Below are 20,969 nucleotides of genomic sequence, written 5' to 3'. Positions count from 1 at the left end.
TCTTTCTCCAATCGGCCCCGCGTGCTGCACGGGGCCGATTGTCCGCGCTACACTGCATAGGAACCTTAACGTACCTTTTGGAGTGACTTTGTTTTCTTTGATGGATATGTTCTTTGGTCAATACGATGGCGACCTCGCCATCGACCTGGGAACTGCAAATACCCTTGTCTCCGTTCGCGGCAAGGGTATCGTCATTCGCGAGCCCTCCGTGGTCGCGATCGACAAGAACGATGAGCGCATCCTCGCCGTGGGCATCGAGGCCAAGCGAATGCTCGGCCGCACGCCGGGTAATATCGTTGCCGTTCGCCCGCTTAAAGATGGCGTCATCGCCGATTTCGATGTAACCGAGGCCATGCTTCGCTACTTCATCGACAAGGCGAGCGAGAAGCGCTACCCCTGGACCCCGCGTCCCCGTGTCGTCGTCTGCGTCCCCTCCGGCGTAACCAGCGTCGAGAAGCGCGCCGTTTTCGAAGCAACGATCCAGGCGGGTGCCCGTCAGGCATATCTGATCGAGGAGCCTATGGCCGCGGCCATCGGTGCAGACCTTCCCGTCGAGGAGCCCACCGGTTCTATGGTTATCGATATCGGCGGCGGTACCACGGAGGTCGCTGTCATCGCGATGGGCGGCATCGTGGTTTCCCAGTCTATTCGCGTGGCCGGCGATGAATTCGACCAGGCCATCCTCACCCATGTTCGCGATGCGTACAATCTGGCTATCGGCGAGCGCACCGCAGAGGATATCAAGATCAAGGTCGGTTCCGCGGTTCCGCTGAAGGACGAGCTCGATGTCGAGGTCAATGGCCGCGATGTCATCTCGGGCTTGCCGAAGACCGTTCGTATCGAGAGCGAGGAGATTCGTCGAGCGCTCAACAAGCCCCTCGACGAGATGTCTAAGGCTGTCAAAGACGCGCTTGACGCGACCCCGCCCGATCTTGCAAGCGATCTCATGTATTACGGTATCCTTCTTACCGGCGGCGGCGCCATGCTGCGCGGGCTTGATGTCCGGCTGCGAGATGAGACCGGCGTGGCCGTCAACGTGAGCCCCACGGCGCTCGATAACGTTGTCAACGGTTGCGCCCGCGTGCTCGAGGCGAACGCCTTCGACGGCGGATTCGTCCAGAGCAATGCCTAGGGTTTGATTCGGTTTGCCGCGTTCGAATAAGAAGCGCTATCAATCTACGCTTCGCACAAAACAGCAATCCAGCGGGATGCGCCCCTTTATCATCTGCTGCATGATCTCGTTGTTGCTGCTCACATTCTATATTCGCGAAGGCGAGACGGGTCCCATCCATGGTGTTCGGAGCGTCGTGACAACTATCACGACGCCTGTTCGCATGGTGGGGTCTATCGTGGCGTCTCCGTTCCATGCCGTCGGCAACGTAATCTCCAACGTGACCGCCCCGCAGGAGACGCTTTCGGAACTTCGCCAGCGTAACGAGCAGCTTACCGCCGAGGTCGCGAAGCTCACCGAGGCAGAGAAGACCGCCGAGCGCCTTGAGGGCCTCCTCGGGCTTCGTTCTACGTACAGCCTGGAATCGACGGCCGCCCGCATCGTCGGTGGATCGAGCGACGCGTGGTCCCATACCGTGATGATCGATAAGGGAACGGTCGACGGGCTCGAGGTCGGCATGGCGGTTTGCAACTCCGGCGGCGCGATCGGCCAGATCGTCGAGGTCTCGGCGACTTCGTCCACTGTTCGCCTGCTGACCGATGAGACGTCGGGCATATCGGCGATGGTGCAGCGCTCCCGCGCCCAGGGCATCCTGCAGGGACAGCCCGACGGATCCCTGCAGCTCAATTACATCACAGCCGATTCCGATGTTTCCGTGGGCGATATCGTGATCACGTCCGGTTTGGGCGGTGTGTTTCCAAAGGGCCTTCCACTGGGTACCGTCACCTCCGTGAACCGAGCAAGTAACGCCACGTACTACACCGTTACCGTTCGCGCTCAGTCCCTGGCCGAGAACAACGAAGAGGTGCTCGTCATCACATCCGTTTCCGCCGAGCAGGCTGCATCGAGTGAAGACGTCGCTTCCGCTAATGCCCAGTCAGCCGGCGTCGCACCGGCTCCCGCTGCCGACTCCGCGGGCAAGAACGATTAAGAGGAGGTGCTTGCAATGGAGGTTCGCGATCCCGCTCGCGCGCGCCGTATGGTTGTTGTCGTATGCCTGATTGCCGCCGTGCTCCAGCTTGCGTTGGCACCGCAGCTGTCGCTGTTCGGCGGGCGCTTCAATTTTATGGTCGTGCTTGCACTCACCATGGCCCCAGCATGCGACATCAAGAGCGCCGTCCTGGCCGGTTTCTTTTCCGGGCTCTTCTTCGACCTTACCGCCGCCGTGCCCGTCGGCTTGATGCCGCTGTTGCTCACGGTTGCGTGCTTCGTCCTGTCCATGATTTCGCATGGTATGGGCGGTGGATTCTCGGCCACTTCCATGCGCATGGTCGGCGTCGCGATGCTTCTCGTCAATCTCGCTTATGGCTTCGCTCTGTTTTTGCTCGGTCTCGAGTCCAGCTTGCTGTACGCGCTGCTCGTCCACGGCCTCGCGTCGAGCGTGCTTGATGTTCTTGCTGCTGTTCCATTTCTTATGTTCGGTTCGTCGACGGAGTCTAAAAAGGGTTTCACGGCCCGCTCGAAGGGTACACGGTACAAGTCATATACAAGCTTGAAGTAGGAAGGAGGGCGATCGATGGATGCGCAGCTCGTTGTAGTCGTTGCCGGAGTCATCCTGGTTGTCGCGATTATCGGATCGCTGTTCTTCTTACGTGGCTACTCGGGTAGGTTCACGTTCGATACTCGCAACGGGACCCAGCCCCGAGCATCGGAAGGGGAGGGCAACACCCCCGGCGTTGCCATGAAGGGCCGTTTCAAGATGCTCACGATGGGCGTGGGCGCCGTCTTTGCCGCCGTGGTGGCGAAGCTGTGGAGCATGCAGATGGTCTCCTCCGATCATTACGAGGAGCTTTCGCAGCAAAACCAGATGCGCACGGTCACCACGCCCGCGCCCCGCGGTCGCATCCTCGACCGCAACGGTGTAGAACTGGTAACCAACCGACCCTCGCTCGTTGTCGGCGCCTATCGTGATTTCGCTTCCGATCCCATCAAAGTGCGTCATCTGGCAAATGTCCTCGGCATGCCGTATACCGCCGTGCGCCGTAGCATTCTTGACTATTCGCAAAGCGCTCAGAGCTTGCACACGGTTGCATCCGATGTGCGCATGTCGACGGTCGCTCATATCAAGGAGCATGCGACTGATTTCGATGGCGTCCAGATCGAGGAGCGCACCGAGCGCGTGTATCCGTATGGAACGCTTGCGAGCCATGTTCTGGGCTATACGGGCACGATCACCGGAGAACAGCTCAACGCCCAGGATGATTCGAAAGATGCCGCCGGCGCGGTTCGCTATCAGTCGGGCGATATCGTCGGCCAGGCCGGTGTTGAAATCTACTACGAGCGCTTGCTGCAGGGTATCCGCGGTGAGCAGACAGTGCACGTCGACGCTGCGGGCAACGTGACCGGAAAGGCGGGCGCCATCCCGCCGCGGGCAGGCTCCGATATCAAGCTCACGCTCGATCTCGCCATCCAGCAGGCGTGCGAAGAGGGTCTCGCGCGCGCCATGGCGATGGGAAAGCAGACCGGATACACCTCCGATGCCGGTGCCTGCGTGTGCATCGACTGCACGAATGGCGATATCCTCGGCATGGCTAGCGCACCCACGTTCGATCCGTCGGTGTTCATCGGCGGCGTATCGAATGATGATTGGTCGAAGCTCAACGGCGAGACGAGTGGAAACCCCCTTCTCAATCGCTGCATCAGCGGCCAGTACATGTCTGCATCAACCATCAAGCCCCTGGCGGCGCTCGCCGCGCTTGAGTATGGCGTGTACACCTCCGGCCAGACAACAACCTGCAACGGCTGGTGGACGGGTCTCGGTGAGGGCGCCGGCCGGTGGTGCTGGGACCATGGCGGGCATGGCACGCTCAATCTGCAGCAGGGTATCTCACACTCCTGCGATCCGGTCTTCTACGATATCGGCAAGGGTTTCTACTACGACGAGGACCACCCCGAGGGCCTGCAGGAGGTCTACAAGCGGTGGGGCCTGGGCGAGCCCACGGGCATCGACCTTCCCAGCGAGGCGGCGGGGCGCGTACCCACGGCCGAGTGGAAGAAGGAGTTCTTTTCTTCCTGGCCCGACGCCGATCGCGCGTGGGGTCCCGGCGACATGCTCAATATCGCCATCGGACAGGGCGACATTCTCGTCACGCCGCTCCAGATGGCCACCGTGTACGCCGGTCTTGCTGAAAACGGCAAAGAGTTCACGCCGCATGTCTTTCTCTCGGCCGTCGCGCGCGACGGCGATGGGGACGCCGTGGCCCATCAGCCAGAGGAGCTCCGTTCCGTCGACGTGCGCGATCAATCCGACCTCGACCTGGTCCACGGCGGCATGAAGGGCGTTATCTACGATACGGCCTCGACGGCGAGCCATTTCAACAGTCTTGGCGTCACGGTCGCGGGCAAGTCCGGTACGGGTGAGAAGGCAGACGACGACCTCTATGCGTGGTTCATCGCTTATGCGCCCGCCGACGATCCCAAGTATGTCGTGGCGACGCTGGTCGAGCGCGGCGGCTTCGGCTCCACATCCGCGCTTGTGGGCACGAGGTACGTACTCGGTGCCATCTACGGTTCGCATGACTCCGTGTCGGCCGCGGGCGGCACACATGATCGCTAAGGAGGTGCGGTGCAATGTCGAATGGAAGCAGGCGCGACGCGTCGGCCGATAGCCTTAAGCGCGTGAACAAGCGCGTCGTATCGTCACGCAACTCGCTTTCCCAGCGCGTGAATATTCCCGTGCTCATTGCGGTCGTGGGCCTCATGGCATATGGAACGCTCATCATCTGGACAGCATCCCTGTCGATTCCCGAGGCGCAATTCTCTCGCCATCTGCTCGGCATCGGCCTCGGTGCGGTCTTGGGTATCCTGTGCTGGCGAACGGATTTTCGCGGTCTGCAGAATATGACGACGGTGCTTCTGGTCATCGATATCATGGTCATCTTCTCGCCGTATATCCCCGGCCTGTCGTATAACGCGAAGGGTATGACGGGGTGGATTCAAATTCCGGGCATCGGCTTGACCTTCCAGCCCGTCGAGCTCGCCAAGATCATCACCGCGTTCTTCATCGCCGGTCTGGGGGCCCAGTACAACGGCAAGATCGATTCCGTCCGCGATTACGTGAAGCTCTGCGCCATGCTCGCCATCCCGTTCGGCGCCGTTCTTGCCGCGGGCGATCTGGGAAGCGGACTCGTCATCTTCGTGGGCGGCGCCATCGTCATCTCCATGAGCGGGGCTCGCAGGGAATGGGTCCTGTCGACCATCGCCATTCTCATCGGATTGGTCTCCCTGCTGCTTGCCGCCGATTCCGTCGTCGACTCGCTTGTCGGTCGAGACGTGCTCATCAAGCAATACCAGATGAATCGCCTGCTCGTGTTCATAGATCCTACCGCCGATACTTCGGGAGCGGGCTACAACCTCATGCAGTCCCTCATCGCCGTTGGATCGGGTGGCTTCTTCGGCAAGGGCATCGGCGGCGCCACCCAGGCGGCAGAGGGCTTTCTGCCCGAAGCGCATACGGACTTCGTGTTCGCCCTCATGAGCGAGGAATTCGGCTTTGTCGGCGCCCTGCTGCTCTTAGGCCTCTATGCGCTCCTGATATTTTCCGCCATCCGCATCGCCTATAAAAGCGATTCGTTGTTTTTGAAGCTTACCGTCGTGGGCATCGTCGGCATGTGGACGTTTCAGATTTTCGAGAATATCGGCATGTGCATCGGACTCATGCCCATCACGGGTATTCCGCTACCCTTTATCAGCTTCGGTTCGAGTTCTATGCTTATGCAAAGCGCCATGGTCGGCATCGTCCAGTCGGTATGGCGTCATCGCTCGAAGGCAGCGTAGTCCTTCGGGCATCCATGAGAGGAAGGTGCCGTATGCGAATTCCGTTTGATGCGGTGGCAGATGCTTTCAAGATGGGCGTGAGCGCCCAGCAGCAATCCGATGAGCCCGTGCGCGTGTCCGTGTACGTGGACGGTTCGGCCTCGGCCTATCTGATCGATGCGATCCGCAGCGCGATGGTGCCGCAGACTATCGGCGGACTGGTCCGCGTGTCTCGTCTTACCGCCGAGCTTGAGCCGAAGGCCGACTCCGATCTCGCCATCGTTGTCTCGTGCGGCTCCAGCATGCTGGAGGCGGCGTGCCACCGGTTGGTGATCGCTGGTTCGCCCACCGTCGTCGTATGCGAGTCCCGCGACGACGCGCCTTTCATCGAGCGCGATACCCCCATGCTCGGCTTGGTCGCCTCCCGCGAGGAAGGCGTGCTGCTTCATCGGCTTGCCTGCTGGGTGCTCGATCGCACCGACAAGCCCCAGGCGTTCGCTGCGAATTTCCCGTTCATGCGCGCCACGGCTTCTCGAGGGGTCGTTGCCGCCACGGCGCTATCGAATGCCGTGACGGGTGCGTTGACGATCGTGCCCGGCGCCGATTTTCCGGTTATGACGCTGGCGCAGCTCGGCATGATGGCGAAGCTTGCTTCGATGTACGATAAACCGATGCGCTTCGAGCGCCTGTATGACGCCGCGGGGGTCGCGGTCGCCGGCCTCGGTCTCCGCGCCCTTTCCCGTTCGCTGGCGCCACGCGCCGGAAGGGCGGCGTTCGCGGTCAAAGCGTCGATCGGCGGTCTCGGCACCATCGCCATGGGCATCGCCCTTATGGAGCTGTATGCTCGCGATATCGATTACGGGCCGGCCAACCGCGTCGTTCGAAACGCGGTCGACGCTGTCCGCGACGCCGTTGCCCCCGCCGACGGCGTCGCATCTGTTTCTGCAGAATACCTCGACTAGAAGGAGAGTTTACGTGCGCGTACCCTACGAGGACCGATTCCATGAGCTAGAGCCTTTGCTGGCCCGTGTGGAAAAGCCCAGTCGCTATATCGATCACGAATGGGGCACCATGTCCAAGCAGGAGGCCGACTACCGAGCCTGCTTGATCTACCCCGATACCTACGAGGTCGGCCTGCCCAATCAGGGTATCGCCATCCTCTACCACATCCTCAATCAACAGGAGGGCATCTCCTGTGAACGCGGCTATGTGCCCTGGGTCGATATGGCCGACGAGATGCGTGCCGCCGGCGTCCCCTTGCTGTCGCTCGAGGGCGCGGCCCCCGTGGCTTCGTTCGATGTCGTCGGTTTCCATGTGCCGCACGAAATGGCGTGCACGAATTACCTGGAGGCCATGGATCTGGCGGGCATCCCGTTTTATTCCGCCGATCGCAGCGAGGACGACCCCATCATCATCGCGGGAGGGCCTTCGGTCTACAACCCCGAGCCGCTCGCCCCGTTCTTCGACGCCATCCTTATCGGTGAAGGCGAGGAAGCTATCGTCGAGGTGTGCCGCGAGCACCAGCGCCTACGCGATGCCGGCGCGAGCCGCGACGAGATCTTGCGCGGTCTTGCTGCGATTCCTGGCACCTACGTCCCGGCCCTGTACGATATCCGCTTCGATGGCGACTGCACGCCCCACGGGTATGCCGTTCCCAGCGAGGGCGAGAACGTTCCGCCCGTGGTGTATAAGCGCGTCGTCAAGGATTTTGGCGCAACCGATCCGGTGAGCCAATCGGTCATCCCGTATGCGCAGCTCGTCCACGACCGCCTTTCCGTCGAGGTGCTTCGCGGATGCGCGCGCGGCTGCCGTTTCTGCCAGGCAGGTATCACGTATCGCCCGGTTCGCGAGCGCTCGGCGGACCAAATCGTGTCCGCCGTGACCCGCGGCCTGGCCGAGACCGGCTACGACGAGGTGTCCCTCACATCCCTTTCCACTACCGACCATTCGTGCTGCGAGCAGATTCTGTCGCGTCTCAACCGCCGCTTGGAGGATACGGGAATCTCGGTATCCATCCCCTCGCAGCGCCTCGACTCGTTCGGCGTAAACATGGCACTGCAGGTCGCGGGGGAGAAGAAGGGTGGTCTGACCTTTGCTCCCGAGGCCGGAAGCCAGCGCATGCGCGACGTCATCAACAAGGGCGTGACTGAAGACGACCTCGACCGCGCCGTACGCGCCGCCTTCGAGGCGGGCTGGCGCCGCTGCAAGCTCTATTTCATGATAGGTCTGCCGGGCGAGCGCGATGAGGATATCGTCGCCATCGCCGAGCTCGCCGACCACGTGCTCGAGCTCGCGCGCGAGGTCGTTCCCAAGGGGCAGCGTGGCGGCATCTCGATCTCCATCTCCGTGTCCGTCTTCATCCCTAAGGCCTCTACGCCGTTCCAGTGGTGCGCCCAGACACCCGATGAGGAGGTTAAGCGTCGCCAGCAGCTGCTGCTCAAGAGCGTTAAGAACCGTGCCGTTCGCGTTCACTATCACGACGCCGAGACCTCGCTGCTCGAAGCCGTGCTATCCCGCGCCGGTCGCGATATGGCTCCCGTAATCGAGGGCGCCTGGCGCCGCGGCGCTCGCTTCGATGCATGGACCGAACAGTTCAGCCTCGAGCGGTGGGAGCAGGCGGCCAGCGACTGCGGCATCGACCTGCGCGCGATCGCGCAGACGCCATACGACCTTGATGCCATCATGCCCTGGGAGCACGTGAGCCCGGGAGTCTCCCGCGGGTTCCTGCAGCGCGAGTACCGCCGTGCGCTTGCCGGCGAGACCACGGCCGATTGCACCCGTGCGTCTTGTGCGGGATGCGGTATCTGCCCCACCCTGCATGTCGATAACGTCCTGATGGGAGAGCGTTCGTGAGCGAGCAAAACATTCAGCCCCTGTTCCGGCTGCGCGTCGAGTACGTCAAGGCCGGTCGCCTGGCGTATCTGGGCCATCTCGAGGTGCTGCATACCATCGAGCGCATCATTCGCCGCGCGTCTTTGCCGTATGCCGTCACCCAGGGCTTCTCGCCCCATATGCGCGCCGGGTTCTCGTCGGCGCTCCCGGTGGGAACGAGCTCCCGCAGCGAGTGGTACGACGTGTTCCTAACGAGCCTGGTGCCTCCGGCTGAGGCTCTGCAGCGCCTCCAAGCTGCCTCACCGGAGGACCTCATGGCTACGCGTTGCGGCTACGTCGATGTTCGCACCCCTGCGCTGACCGCTCAGATCACGCGGGTCCTCTACCGTATCGAGCTATCGTTTACCGATGCGAGCGCAGGGTGCCCCGATGTTTCGGATGCGCTATCCGAGGTCATCGGCTTGGGACGCATCCCATATGCTCGCGGTAAGAAGAACAAGGTGCTCGATGTCGACCGCATGCTCGTGTCGCATCGTGTGGCGGATGGCGAAGGATGCATCGTGCTCGAGCTGGATACACGCTGCGATAACGAGGGTGCGCTTCGTCCGGAGATCCTGGTTGCCGCGATCGACCGCGTTCTCGCCCGGCGTGCGGTGGCGTCCGATGACGACCCCATCCAGTCCACGGGAATCCAGCGATTCGATCGTATCGCGCGCTACCGCGTCGAGCGGCGCGCGCAGCTGGTGGAAGGGGAGGACGGCGAGCTGATCGACCCCCTGTGCGCCCGGAGCTAACCGGGTGCCCCCGCGAGGACGGCATGGTTGGCACTGAGCTGCACATTTTATGAAGCAATCTTGCACGATTCCCATTATCGTCTATGATTGTTCAACGGCGCCGCGTCGTCCAGATCGCATGTTTCGTATGCAGGTGCAGCGTCGTTCCAGTGAAACAAGGGCAACTTGTGAATACGCTGGGGAAATGTTCTCGTTGCTTGTTGACGGTGCATGCATCCCCTGCTACTATATTCGGCTGTTGCACTAACTGATGCATGAAGGGCAAGAAACAATGTACGCAATCGTAACAACGGGCGGCAAGCAGTATAAGGTCGCCACCGACGATGTTCTTACGGTCGAGAAGATCGAGGGCGAGGCCGGCACCAAGGTCGAGCTTCCCGTTCTCTTCCTGAACGACGGCAAGAAGATCGTCACGGATCCTGCCAAGCTCGCAAAGGCTAAGGTCACTGCTGAGATCGTCGACCAGTTCAAGGGTGAGAAGCAGCTTGTTTACAAGTTCAAGAAGCGCAAGCGCTATCACAAGCTTCAGGGTCATCGTCAGCAGCTTACCAAGCTGAAGATCACCAAGGTCCAGGCCACGTCGCGTGCCAAGAAGGCTGCTGTTGCCGAGGACGCCGCTGCTCCCGCAGCGGAGTAGTTTCCCTTAAGAACTGTAGAGAGTAGGTATCAGACATGGCACACAAAAAAGGTCTTGGTTCCTCCCGTAACGGCCGCGACTCCCGCGGTCAGCGTCTCGGCACCAAGCGTTTCGACGGTCAGTTCGTGAAGACCGGCGAGATTCTCGTCCGTCAGTGCGGCACCCATATCCACCCCGGCGAGAACGTCGGTCGTGGCAAGGATGACACGCTGTTCGCACTTACCGAGGGTAAGGTCAAGTTTACCCGCGGCGTCAAGCATCGCGTGAGCGTTCTTCCCGTCGTCGAAGCCTAAGTCCCTTCACAGCATAGGCAAATAGAGAGGCCCTCGGCTGTTAGCCGGGGGCCTCTTTTGGTAAGCTCACTGTTGTCTTTCGATACGTTAGGGAAAGGTCATCCATGTCCCAATTCACCGATATCTGCCGTATCAACGTCAAGGGCGGCGATGGCGGCGCCGGCTGCATGTCGTTTCGTCGCGAGGCGTTCGTTCCCAAGGGCGGACCTGACGGCGGCGACGGCGGCCGAGGCGGCAATGTCGTCGTGCAGGCCGACGCCCAGCTGTCGTCGTTGATCGACTACCGATTCAAGCATCATTTCCGCGCTGAGCGCGGCACGCACGGACAGGGTGCGCGCAAAGACGGTAAGAACGGCGAGAACCTCGTCTTGAAGGTCCCCATGGGTACCGTCGTGCGCGAGATCGATGGCGAGACCATGCAGCCCTCCTACGAGATCGCCGACCTCACGCATGATGGTGAGAGCGTCGTCGTGGCCCCCGGCGGTTCCGGTGGCCGCGGAAACCCCCATTTCGTGACCTCGACGCGCCGTGCTCCTGCGTTCGCAGAGAAGGGCGAGCCCGCTATCGAGCATTGGATCGAACTCGAGATGAAGCTCATGGCAGATGCCGCGCTCGTCGGCATGCCCAGCGTCGGCAAGTCCTCGCTTATCGCGCGCATGAGCGCCGCTCGTCCCAAGATCGCCGATTATCCGTTCACCACGCTCGTTCCCAATCTGGGCGTTGTGCGCGCCGGGGAGTATTCCTATGTCGTAGCCGATGTTCCGGGTCTTATCGAGGGTGCGAGCGAGGGCCGCGGACTGGGTCACCAGTTCCTGCGTCATATCGAGCGCACGGCGCTCATCCTCCATGTGGTCGATATCACCGGCGGTTTCGAGGGGCGCGATCCCTTGGAGGACTACCGCATCATCAACGACGAGCTCGCCGCCTATGCGCCTGAGCTCGCGGTTCGTCCGCAGATCGTCATTGCGAACAAGTGCGATGCCAGCGGTATGGCCGATCGCGTTGCCGCCCTGAAGCGAGCCGCCCTCGATGACGGCCACGCCTTTTTCGCTGTCTCAGCGCTTACGGGTGCCGGGCTTCAGACGCTCATGCTCGCTTGCGGCGAGCGCGTTGCCGACCTCCGTCGCGAGCTTTCCGAGGTCGAGGATGCTCCCGAGCTCGATGAGGGCAAGTGGGATCGCAACCGTCAGGCGCGCGACCGCGCATTCCACGTGGAACGCGAGGACGGTTGTGCATGGCGAGTCGTGGGACGCGGGATCGAGCGGCTCGTCGTCCAAACCGACTGGGAAAACGAGGAGGCCGTTATCTACCTCCAGCATCGCCTCGAGCGCATCGGCGTCGACTCCGCGCTCACCAAGGCCGGCTGCAAGCCTGGCGATGAGGTTCGCATTCTCGGCTACTCCTTTGATTTCGAGGGCGCTGAGGACTTCGACGATGAAGACGACTATGAAGACGATGGCGCGTTTGAGTGCATCGATCTTGCAGACGGCGAGGTCGAGGACTAGATGGGCGCGCGGGCACCGCAGCGCCTCCCCGAGCTCGGGCGCGATCCCAACCGGGAATACCGCCTCGGCATCATGGGTGGGACGTTCGATCCCATCCACTACGGCCATCTCGTCACCGCCGAGCAGGCGCGCGAGGCGCTCGATCTCGATCTGGTGCTCTTCATGCCCGCGGGCTCTCCTGCCTTCAAAGATGATTCGTTCGTGACGAGCGCCGAGGATCGCTATGCGATGACGGTGCTCGCCACGGCCGCGAATGCGGATTTCATCGCAAGCCGCTTCGAGATCGATCGTGCGGGGACCACCTATACGGTCGACACGCTTCGCGCGCTGCGTGCACATTATCCCGACAACGTCCATCTCTATTTCGTCACGGGCGCCGATGCGATTCACGATATCGTTTCATGGCACGACGCCAAGCACATTGCAACCCTTGCCACGCTTATCGCTGCCACGCGACCGGGATACGATATCAACCAGTCCTGCCAACGGGTCGAGGAATCCGGTATCGCCTTCGATGTGCGCTATATCGAGATTCCTGCCCTTGCTATCAGCTCGACGAATATCCGCGATCGCGTAGCGCACGGTAAAAGCGTTCGCTATCTTACTTCGGAGTCCGTTATCGGCTACATTCGAAAAAACGGCCTGTATCGCGATCCCGTTTCGCGGTCCCAGGCCGAACCGGGGGAGTGATTATGATCGACACATCTCGACGCGCCATGCTCCATGCGATCGAAACGCGCCTGCGCGACCACATGTCGGGCGCGCCCAAGCGCCTTCGCCATGTCTTGGGTGTTTCCCAAACGGCTGCCGAGCTCGCACGCATCTACGGTGTAGACGAGTTCGAAGCGTGCGCCGCGGGCTTGCTACACGATTGGGACAAGGTTCTCACGCCGGATGAGACGCTTGCGCGCGCTGCTGAGCTTGGAGTATCGCTCGATGGACCCGCGGACCGCGTTGTCGGCTTGCTGCACGGACCGCTGGCTGCGCGCGAGCTGCCCGCGCTGTTTCCCGAGCTCCCCGCAGCGGTATTCCAGGCTGTTGATCGACACACCGTCGGGGCCATCGATATGATGCCGCTCGATATGGTTGTCTTCATCGCGGATGCCATCGAACCGGGTCGCGTGGGGGCATATGCCGACGAGTTGCGCGCTCAGGTCGGTGAGGTCACCCTCGATGAGCTATTCTTCTCATGTTTCTCGCATGGAATCACCTATGTGGTTTCTACGGGCAGATACCTCTATCCCACGGCGGTGGACATCTACAACACGTATGCTATTCGGCGTACCCTTTCAGAAAGGTAAGCATGACTGATCAGATTCAAGAGACGACCTCCGTCGAGGACGAGGTCCGCAACGAGGAGTTCGGCGCGTCGGTAGAACGCTCCGCTGCATCCCTTTCCGCGCGCGGTGTCGATGCGCGAACCGTTGCCACCGTGGCCGCCCAGGCTGCAAGCGATAAGAGCGCGCAGGATATCGAGGTTTTGGACCTCACGGAGCTTTCCGATGTCTGCGATTTCTTCGTCATCGCCACCGGTACCAACAACCGTATGGTCGATGCTGTTATCGATGAGGTCGAGGAACAGGTCTTCAAGACGTGCGGCGAGCACCCCTTTGCCATCGAGGGTCGCGAGGAGCGCACGTGGATCCTCATGGATTACGGCTCGGTTCTCGTCCATGTTTTCACGCCCGAGCAGCGCGATTACTATCGTCTCGAGAAGCTGTGGGGCGACGCCCCTCGTTTGGAGCTCGAACTCGACTAGCGGTCGCGTCGTCGCCATTCATGTGCATCGTATTGAACGAAGGGGCCCGCGCGGCCCCTTCGTCATGAGTATTTATCGCGTCGAACGACGTCGTGGTCGAATCGCATCGATCGACCATATCCGACCGCGCTCGATCCGAAGCGCTCGATCACGCCGTCGACGGCAACCGACAGCGCCCGCTTCTCGCTCGATGCGGCCCCGCGCTCGTCGAGCTCGCAGAATAGATTCGTCTGGACTCCCGACTCGTGGTCAAAGCCGCTCATGCACACGCCAACAAGCCTGACGGCAACCCCTGGACTCCAGATCGTATGGAGCAGCTCCCGCGCCGCCCTGCAGAAAATATGCTCGTCATCGGTTGGCGCCTCAAGCGTTCGCTGGGCGGTCCTGCCCGATCCATAGCCATATTTCAACTTAAGGGTGACTGTCCTACCGGTGAGGCAGCACTTGCGCAGGCGTCGACCGACCGATTCCCCCAGCACGTCTATGGCAGCCTCGATATCGGCTTGCTCTGTGAGGTCGTGGGCGAACGTGCGCTCGTTGCTCAGCGATTTCATGGGGCTCGCTTCGTCGATAGCGTGCACGCGGCTGCGCTCACGACCCTGCGCGCGCTGGCGTACGGATGTCGTGTTGGCACCGAATACCGGAGCGAGGATGTCGTCCGGGGCCCCGGCGAGCTGTCCGAGGGTATGGATGCCGCGCTGTGCCAGGGCCTGCTCCGCCCGCGCCCCAATGCCGCTCATCGTGCGGACGGGCAGCGGCGCGAGAAAGGCTTCTTCGGTGCCGGGGAGGATCGCGGTGAGGCCGCGCGGTTTATCTCGTTCGCTTGCTATCTTCGCAACTGTTTTGTTGCATCCAAGTCCTATCGAGCACGTGATGCCGAGTGCGTTTACGCGCTCCGAGATCCTTCGGACAACGGCCAGGGGGCTTTCGGAGTTAAATCGACCGGGAGAGATATCGAAAAACGCCTCGTCGATCGATACCTGATCCACGTATGGCGTTTCGTCGGCAAGAATAGCCATAACGCGCGCGCTCAACTCGCGGTAGCGGGAGAAGTTCCCATCGGTCCAGATTGCATGCGGGCAGAGGCGCTTCGCCTGCGCAGAGGGCATGGCCGAGTGAACTCCGAATGTGCGCGCCTCGTACGAAGCCGTCGATACGACTCCGCGTCGATCGGGGCTGCCTCCGACGATGACGGGCTTGCCGCGCCAGTCAGGGTGATCGAGTTGCTCGACGCTCGCGAAAAACGCGTCGAGGTCGAGCAGGCCGATCGCCGGACCCGTCCAGCTTCCGAATAGGGAGGGAGCGTAGGGTCCGGTCTCGCCACATGCGGCGTTCGCCTTATCGTATGTGTGTTCGTTATCCATGGAGATAGTATAGCGCACGTCAACTCAGCTCTTTGCATTTTGCGAAATGATGGGTAAGATATGAAAACGCTAACGTCAATTCCGAAGAAGTTCCACCTGGGGCTTCACCTGCTCCCGTCGTTGGCGTAAAATGTTCAATCGTTTGTTTATCGTTGCAGCTGATTGCTGCTTGGTTGGAGGAGTTTGCATTGGCAGTCAAGATTCGCCTTGCTCGTCACGGCTCTAAGAAGCGTCCGTATTACCGTGTTGTCGTCGCCGACGCCCGTTCGCCCCGCGACGGTCGTCTCATCGAGGAGGTTGGCCGCTACAATCCGCTGACCACCCCGAAGACCATCAGCCTCGACCTTGAGAAGATCGCTGACTGGCAGGCCAAGGGCGCTCAGCTTACCGACGCCGTTGCCGCGCTGGTTCGTGCCGCCAACGAGGGCGAGAAGGCCGCTGCCGAGCCCAAGAAGTCCAAGAAGCAGCTCGCCAAGGAGGCTAAGGCCGCTGAGGAGGCCGCAGCCGCTGCCGCCGAGGAGTAATCTACGGTGTCTGTCGATTCCAACAACGAGCTTGCATCCCAGCAGGGAAGCGACGAGGTGCTCGTCTCCGATCGCGTTGCCGATCTGGTGGAGTACCTCGTCGTGAGCATCGTTGATGACGTGGATGCCGTCAGCCTCGAGGTCATCGATGGCGTCGACTCCTCCACCATCGAGGTGACTGTCGCCGAAGACGACGTTGCCAAGGTCATCGGGCGTCATGGACGCACCATCAAGGCGGTTCGCACGCTTTCGCGTGCCCTCGCTGCCCGTCTGGGCACGTCCGTCGAGGTCGAGGTTTTGGGGTAGGTCCGTGTCTTCCCACTATAAGAATATCGCCCGTGTGCTCAAGGCGCACGGGTCTAAAGGGGAGGTCATCGTAGCTGAGCTACGTGGCCTTCCTTTTCTCGTTGAACCCGGTATGCGCGTCGCGCTCACGCCGCCCGCGCTGGATCGCGATCGTTTCGTGCGGGTCGAAAGCGTTGTCGATGGCGGCGATCGCTATATCGTTCGCTTCTCCTGTGCGCACAGCATCGGGGAAGCCGAATCGCTTACGGGATGCTACGTGCTGGCGGATAGCGACGACCTTCAGCTCGATTCGTTTGATGTGACATACGATGACCTGCTTGATCGTTCGGTCATCGACGAGCGTTTTGGTGGACTCGGCACCATCGTCGAGATTATGGAGACGCCTGCCAACGACGTTTGGGTTATTGCGGGCGGCGCCTATGGCGAGGTCCTTGTCCCCGTCGTCGAGGATGTGGTCCTCGATATCCCCGAAGCCGGTCCCATCCGCGTCAAAGTGATGGATGGCCTTATCAATTCCTAGTTCGAGAGGACGCAGATGCTCATCGAGTCGTTATCCGTCTTTCCGGAGATGTTTGAACCGGTGATGTCCACGTCCATCCTGGGTCGTGCCCGAGCGGCCGGTCTCTTCGAGTTTCAGGCTCATAATTTGCGTGACTGGACTCATGATCGACATCGCACCGTCGATGACGAGCCCTATGGCGGCGGGGCGGGCATGCTTATGAAGGTGGGGCCGCTGCACGAGGCCATCACGAATCTTGCGAGCGACCCCGTTTTACCCAGGCCCCATGTCGTGTTCTTTACACCGTGTGGCGTGCCGTTCACCCAGCATGTGGCTGAGCGTCTGGCGTCCTACGATCGCCTCCTGTTCGTCTGCGGCCGTTACGAGGGCATGGATGAGCGCGCGTACGAACTTGCGGACGAGCGCCTATCCATCGGCGACTACGTGCTCACCGGTGGCGAGCTTGCTGCTATGGTCGTTACGGACGCCGTCGTTCGCCTCATACCCGGTGTCCTTGGTGACGAGATGAGCAATAAAGACGAGTCGTTTGCCACCGGCGACGCCGGCGGGCTGCTCGAATATGCGCAATACACGCGTCCGGCATCGTTCAACGGCAGCGAGGTTCCCAGCATCCTTCTTTCGGGCGACCATGCGAAGGTCGACGCGTGGCGGAGGAGGAACGCCATCGAGCGCACGTGCCGCTGGCGTCCCGATCTGCTCGACCAGGCTCGCCTCACCGAAGTTGAGCGCGCCTACGCCAACGAGGTTCTGCGCGCATTGCGCGCTACCGATGATTCGGAGTGATTGCGTTGTCTCGTAACTCTGTTCTTAAAAGCGTACTCGAATGGATCGCGGTTCTCGCGATCGCTATCGTCGCTTCACTGTTCATCCGAACGTTCGTCATCAGCCCGTTCGTCGTCCCCACCAGTTCGATGGAGCATACTATCGAGGTTGGCGACCATCTGCTCGCGCAGAAGGTTACCGTCAATCTGGGTCGGGACGTCAATGCGGGCGACATCATCGTCTTCGAGAACCCTGACGGCTCTTCCAGCCATGACATCCTCGTCAAGCGCGTCATCGCTACCGCGGGCCAGACGGTCGACGTGCGCGACGGCTTCGTCTACGTGGATTGCCAGCGGCTCGACGAACCCTATGTCGAAGGGAGCACTTTTCCGTTGCTCCAGCAGGCCGCTGGCGTCGATGTGACGTTCCCGCTCACCGTTCCGAGCGATCAGCTTTGGGTGATGGGGGATAATCGCGAGAACTCCGCAGATTCGCGGTACTTCGGTTGTATCGATGAGCGCTCCGTTATCGGTGTCGTTGTCGCTCGTTATTTGCCGCTCGACCGCATCGGATTGATGTAGCGGCTTTTCATGCGCCTCGCTTGTTGCGGGGCGCATTTCTTTTGCACCTCACCTATCAACTTAAATGGCCATGCGGTAGTATTGAGAACCGTATGTATTTCTATCGAGGAGTTAGCAGGTAGATGAACGCTTCAGCTCTTTCATTCCAGGACATTATCCTCAAGCTACAGCAGTTTTGGGGCAGCCAAGGCTGTGTGATCATGCAGCCGTACGATTCCGAGGTCGGTGCGGGCACCTTCCACACCGCCACCACTCTTCGCTCCCTCGGTCCGCAGAGCTGGCGTACGTGCTACGCCCAGCCCTGCCGTCGTCCCGCCGATGGTCGCTATGGCGAGAACCCTAACCGCATGCAGCACTACTATCAGTTCCAGGTTCTCATCAAGCCCAGCCCCGCTAATTCCCAGGAGCTGTACCTTGAATCGCTCAAGGCCATCGGCCTCGATCCCGCCGAGCACGATGTGCGTTTCGTCGAGGATGACTGGGAGAGCCCCACGCTCGGCGCCTGGGGCCTTGGCTGGGAGGTCTGGCTCAACGGCATGGAGGTCACTCAGTTCACCTACTTCCAGCAGGTGGGCGGTATCGAGGTCGATCCCGTTCCCGTAGAGATTACCTACGGACTCGAGCGCCTTGCCATGTACGTGCAGGGCGTCGATTCCGTGTACGATCTGGTATGGAGTGTTGCGCCCGATGGCACGACCATGACCTACGGCGATGTCTTCCTCGAGAACGAGCGCGAGTTCTCGGCGTACAACTTCGAGGTCGCCAACGTGGAGCTCATGCGTGAGAAGTTCGACGATTACGAGCGCGAGTGTCATTCCTGCCTCGATGCCAAGCTTCCGCTGCCGGCATACGACTGCGTCATGAAGTGCAGCCACGCGTTCAACATCCTGGATGCGCGCGGCGCGCTGTCCGCAACCGAGCGCGCGGCGTATATCCTCCGCGTGCGCGCTGTTGCGAAGGCGTGCTGCGAGGCGTATCTGTCCGAGGTCGCGGCTGCGGGCGATGATTCTGAAGAGACGAAGGGTGAGGTGGCCTAGCGATGGCTGATGTTCGTGACTTCCTTTTTGAGATCGGAACCGAGGAGATGCCCTCGGCTCCGTTGAACAACGCTGCTTCCCAGCTTGGCAAGATGGTTCCCGAGGCCCTGGACCGTTCCGGCCTCTCCCATGGCGCCGTCACCGTCCTCACGTCTCCGCGTCGTCTGTGCGTCCATGTTGCCGATGTCGCCTCGGCAACCGAAGAGGTGCACGAGGTTAAGCGCGGTCCCGCCGCGGCGATAGCGTTCGATGCCGACGGCGTTCCCACCAAGGCTGCCGAGGGCTTCGCGCGTAAGTGCGGCGTCAGCGCAGCCGAGCTCGTTCGCCGCGAGGATACCGATGGTCGCGAGTACGTTTTCGCCGAGAAGAGCATCGACTCGATTCCCGCCGAGCCCATCCTCGCCGACCTGTGCTCGTCTGTCCTTACGGGCCTGCAGTGGCCCAACTACCGTTCGCAGCGCTGGGGCGCGACGCATGAGAGCTTCGTTCGACCGGTTCGTTGGCTGTGCGTCCTGTTCGGCGGCGACGTGGTGCCCGTGGCGTTCGCAGGCGTCGCGAGCGGTCGAACCACTCGTGGTCACCGCGTGCTCGCTCCCGGTGACCACGAGGTCGCAAGTGCTTCCCTGGCCGATTACCGCGATGCGCTCGGCCGCGCTTTCGTGATGCCCGACGAGGACCGCAAGAACCTCATCAACGCTCAGATCGAGCGAATCGAAGCCGAGTGCAACGTTCGCGTCGAGCGGCCGCGCTCCGTGTTCGACGAGGTCGTCAACCTCTGCGAGTGGCCTACGGTGCTCATCGGCTGTTTCGACGACGAGTTCCTGCAGGTCCCGCACGAGATCATTTGCGAATCTATGCTGTCCAATCAGCGGTATTTCCCCATCTACGACGCTGAGGGCGCCCTGACTCCCGAGTTCGTCGTGGTATCAAACGGCCGTCCCGAGTGCGCGGACGCCATCATCGACGGCAACGAGCGCGTGGTTCGCGCGCGTCTTTACGATGCTAAGTTCTTCTACGACGAGGACCTTAAGGTCTCCCTCGAGGAGTTCCGCTCGCGTCTGGCAACCGTCGGTTTCCAGAAGAAGCTCGGCACCGTTCTCCAGAAGTCCGAGCGCATGGAGGACCTGGCGCTCGCTATTGCCCAGGCGGCCCATGTCGGCGCGTCTTCCGCATCCGATGCCCAGCGAGCCGCGCACCTCGCTAAGGCCGATCTCGTATCCTCCGCGGTCGTCGAGTTCACCAGCCAGCAGGGCGTTATGGGTGGCTACTACGCCTTGGCCGCCGGCGAGGCCCCCGAGGTCGCCGCGGCTATCCGCGATCATTACCGCCCGCGCTTCGCGGGAGACGAGCTGCCCGAGGGTATCGCCGGCTGCATCGTGGCCGTTGCCGATAAGGTCGATACCATCGCCGGCATGTTCGCCATCGACGAGCCGCCCACCGGTTCCAAGGATCCGTTCGCGCTTCGACGCGCGGCGATCGGTGTGATCAACATGCTGTCTCGTCGCCTGTCCTGTGGTTACGAGCCCATCGTTGACGCTGCGCTTGATTTGTATCTCGAGCAGGGTCTTGCGTTTGACAAGTGCTCCGTGAAGGATGCCTGCTGCTCGTTTATCAAGGGTCGTATGGAGCAGCTCGCTCGCGATAACGGCATCGCCGGCGACGTCGTCGCGGCCGTCTCTGCGGGCGATATCACCGTTCCCGCCGACTTCTTCGAGCTCTGTTCCGTGTTGCAATCGGCTCGCGCCGATGATCCCGAGACGTTCGAGAACCTTGCCGTCGCGTACGCCCGCGCCTCCCATCTTGCCGATGCCTCGCTCGGCTTCGACGTCGACGCCGCGCTGTTCATCGATGCCGAAGCCGCCTTGCTTTCCGCAATCGATGATGCTTCCGCGGCCATTGCCGAAGCGGCTCGCGAGAAGCGTTATCTCGATGTGGTGAGTGCCCTTGGCTCCCTGCGCCAGCCTATCGATCGCTTCTTCGACGAGGTCATGGTCATGGATGAGGACGAGTCGCTGCGCGTCAACAGGTTGCGTCTTCTCAACCGCTTCGAGTCGGTATTCTCCGGTATCGCCGATGTGAGCCAGCTTGCCAAGTAGTCTGTGCCCGTATGGGACTGCGTAAAGACCGGC

General features: G+C 61.4%; 22 protein-coding genes. 21 read left to right on the top strand and 1 reads right to left on the bottom strand.

Annotation, left to right across the window (positions count from 1 at the left end):
- Nucleotides 1-100: 100 nt before the first annotated feature.
- From E4J93_RS04770 to rsfS, 14 genes are all read left to right on the top strand, one after another.
- A complete protein-coding gene (locus E4J93_RS04770; RefSeq protein WP_040362080.1) occupies nt 101-1,132 on the top strand; it encodes a rod shape-determining protein in 1,032 nt (343 codons plus the stop codon).
- A 76-nt stretch (nt 1,133-1,208) separates the two neighbouring features.
- The gene (mreC, locus tag E4J93_RS04765; protein WP_147588318.1) at nt 1,209-2,102 is read left to right on the top strand and encodes a rod shape-determining protein MreC; all 894 of its coding nucleotides are present in this window, start codon (nt 1,209-1,211) and stop codon (nt 2,100-2,102) included.
- 15 nt (nt 2,103-2,117) lie between these two features.
- Nucleotides 2,118-2,672, top strand: coding sequence for a rod shape-determining protein MreD (locus tag E4J93_RS04760; RefSeq protein WP_147588317.1), 555 nt, complete (start codon nt 2,118-2,120; stop codon nt 2,670-2,672).
- Between the two features lie 15 nt (nt 2,673-2,687).
- Nucleotides 2,688-4,727 carry a penicillin-binding protein 2 gene (gene mrdA, locus E4J93_RS04755; protein WP_147588316.1) on the top strand — a complete coding sequence of 680 codons (2,040 nt, stop codon included), beginning with the start codon at nt 2,688-2,690 and terminating at the stop codon, nt 4,725-4,727.
- A gap of 14 nt (nt 4,728-4,741) precedes the next feature.
- A complete protein-coding gene (locus tag E4J93_RS04750) occupies nt 4,742-5,947 on the top strand; it encodes an FtsW/RodA/SpoVE family cell cycle protein (protein ID WP_147588315.1) in 1,206 nt (401 codons plus the stop codon).
- A 32-nt stretch (nt 5,948-5,979) separates the two neighbouring features.
- Nucleotides 5,980-6,888 (top strand): hypothetical protein, encoded by a 909-nt coding sequence (locus tag E4J93_RS04745; protein ID WP_187231606.1) that lies wholly within the window; start codon nt 5,980-5,982, stop codon nt 6,886-6,888.
- Between the two features lie 13 nt (nt 6,889-6,901).
- Nucleotides 6,902-8,779: a TIGR03960 family B12-binding radical SAM protein gene (locus E4J93_RS04740; RefSeq protein ID WP_147588314.1), complete on the top strand. Its 1,878-nt coding sequence runs from the start codon at nt 6,902-6,904 to the stop codon at nt 8,777-8,779.
- On the top strand, nt 8,776-9,552 hold the full coding sequence (locus tag E4J93_RS04735) for a TIGR03936 family radical SAM-associated protein (protein WP_147588313.1): 777 nt from the start codon (nt 8,776-8,778) through the stop codon (nt 9,550-9,552). Before E4J93_RS04740 ends, E4J93_RS04735 begins: the two co-directional genes overlap by 4 nt.
- Nucleotides 9,553-9,823: 271 nt before the next feature.
- Complete coding sequence (gene rplU / locus E4J93_RS04730; RefSeq protein WP_147588312.1) at nt 9,824-10,189, top strand: 50S ribosomal protein L21; 366 nt, start codon at nt 9,824-9,826, stop codon at nt 10,187-10,189.
- Nucleotides 10,190-10,224: 35 nt separating this feature from the next.
- A complete protein-coding gene (gene rpmA, locus E4J93_RS04725; protein ID WP_147588311.1) occupies nt 10,225-10,482 on the top strand; it encodes a 50S ribosomal protein L27 in 258 nt (85 codons plus the stop codon).
- 104 nt (nt 10,483-10,586) lie between these two features.
- Nucleotides 10,587-11,987, top strand: coding sequence for a GTPase ObgE (obgE, locus tag E4J93_RS04720; protein ID WP_147588310.1), 1,401 nt, complete (start codon nt 10,587-10,589; stop codon nt 11,985-11,987).
- Nucleotides 11,988-12,677: a nicotinate-nucleotide adenylyltransferase gene (gene nadD, locus E4J93_RS04715; RefSeq protein WP_147588309.1), complete on the top strand. Its 690-nt coding sequence runs from the start codon at nt 11,988-11,990 to the stop codon at nt 12,675-12,677. It abuts the gene before it with no gap.
- A gap of 2 nt (nt 12,678-12,679) precedes the next feature.
- Nucleotides 12,680-13,288, top strand: a complete 609-nt coding sequence (gene yqeK / locus E4J93_RS04710; RefSeq protein WP_147588308.1) for a bis(5'-nucleosyl)-tetraphosphatase (symmetrical) YqeK — start codon at nt 12,680-12,682, stop codon at nt 13,286-13,288.
- A 2-nt stretch (nt 13,289-13,290) separates the two neighbouring features.
- A complete protein-coding gene (gene rsfS / locus E4J93_RS04705) occupies nt 13,291-13,746 on the top strand; it encodes a ribosome silencing factor (protein WP_147588307.1) in 456 nt (151 codons plus the stop codon).
- 62 nt (nt 13,747-13,808) lie between these two features.
- On the opposite strand, the gene dinB is transcribed toward rsfS, so the two are convergent.
- Entirely contained in the window at nt 13,809-15,110 is a 1,302-nt protein-coding gene (gene dinB, locus E4J93_RS04700) for a DNA polymerase IV (RefSeq protein WP_147588306.1), read from the bottom strand.
- A gap of 188 nt (nt 15,111-15,298) precedes the next feature.
- Here dinB and rpsP point away from each other — a divergent pair, with 188 nt between their 5' ends.
- From rpsP to glyS, 7 genes are all read left to right on the top strand, one after another.
- Entirely contained in the window at nt 15,299-15,634 is a 336-nt protein-coding gene (rpsP, locus tag E4J93_RS04695) for a 30S ribosomal protein S16 (protein WP_147588305.1), read from the top strand.
- 6 nt (nt 15,635-15,640) lie between these two features.
- Entirely contained in the window at nt 15,641-15,940 is a 300-nt protein-coding gene (locus tag E4J93_RS04690) for a KH domain-containing protein (protein WP_187231605.1), read from the top strand.
- Between the two features lie 4 nt (nt 15,941-15,944).
- A complete protein-coding gene (gene rimM / locus E4J93_RS04685; RefSeq protein ID WP_147588304.1) occupies nt 15,945-16,460 on the top strand; it encodes a ribosome maturation factor RimM in 516 nt (171 codons plus the stop codon).
- Between the two features lie 15 nt (nt 16,461-16,475).
- Nucleotides 16,476-17,243, top strand: coding sequence for a tRNA (guanosine(37)-N1)-methyltransferase TrmD (gene trmD / locus E4J93_RS04680; RefSeq protein WP_147588303.1), 768 nt, complete (start codon nt 16,476-16,478; stop codon nt 17,241-17,243).
- On the top strand, nt 17,240-17,803 hold the full coding sequence (gene lepB / locus E4J93_RS04675; RefSeq protein ID WP_255431920.1) for a signal peptidase I: 564 nt from the start codon (nt 17,240-17,242) through the stop codon (nt 17,801-17,803). The genes trmD and lepB overlap by 4 nt, the downstream gene beginning before the upstream one ends.
- 122 nt (nt 17,804-17,925) lie before the next feature.
- Nucleotides 17,926-18,840, top strand: a complete 915-nt coding sequence (locus tag E4J93_RS04670; RefSeq protein ID WP_147588302.1) for a glycine--tRNA ligase subunit alpha — start codon at nt 17,926-17,928, stop codon at nt 18,838-18,840.
- A gap of 2 nt (nt 18,841-18,842) precedes the next feature.
- Nucleotides 18,843-20,936 (top strand): glycine--tRNA ligase subunit beta, encoded by a 2,094-nt coding sequence (glyS, locus tag E4J93_RS04665; RefSeq protein ID WP_147588301.1) that lies wholly within the window; start codon nt 18,843-18,845, stop codon nt 20,934-20,936.
- Nucleotides 20,937-20,969: the final 33 nt, after the last annotated feature.

Origin of the sequence: Collinsella sp. BA40 (genome assembly GCF_008014645.1) — a bacterium.
Taxonomy (GTDB): domain Bacteria; phylum Actinomycetota; class Coriobacteriia; order Coriobacteriales; family Coriobacteriaceae; genus Collinsella.
Note: the sequence above shows the minus strand (reverse complement) of the source record. Positions and strands in the feature narration are given on the sequence as shown.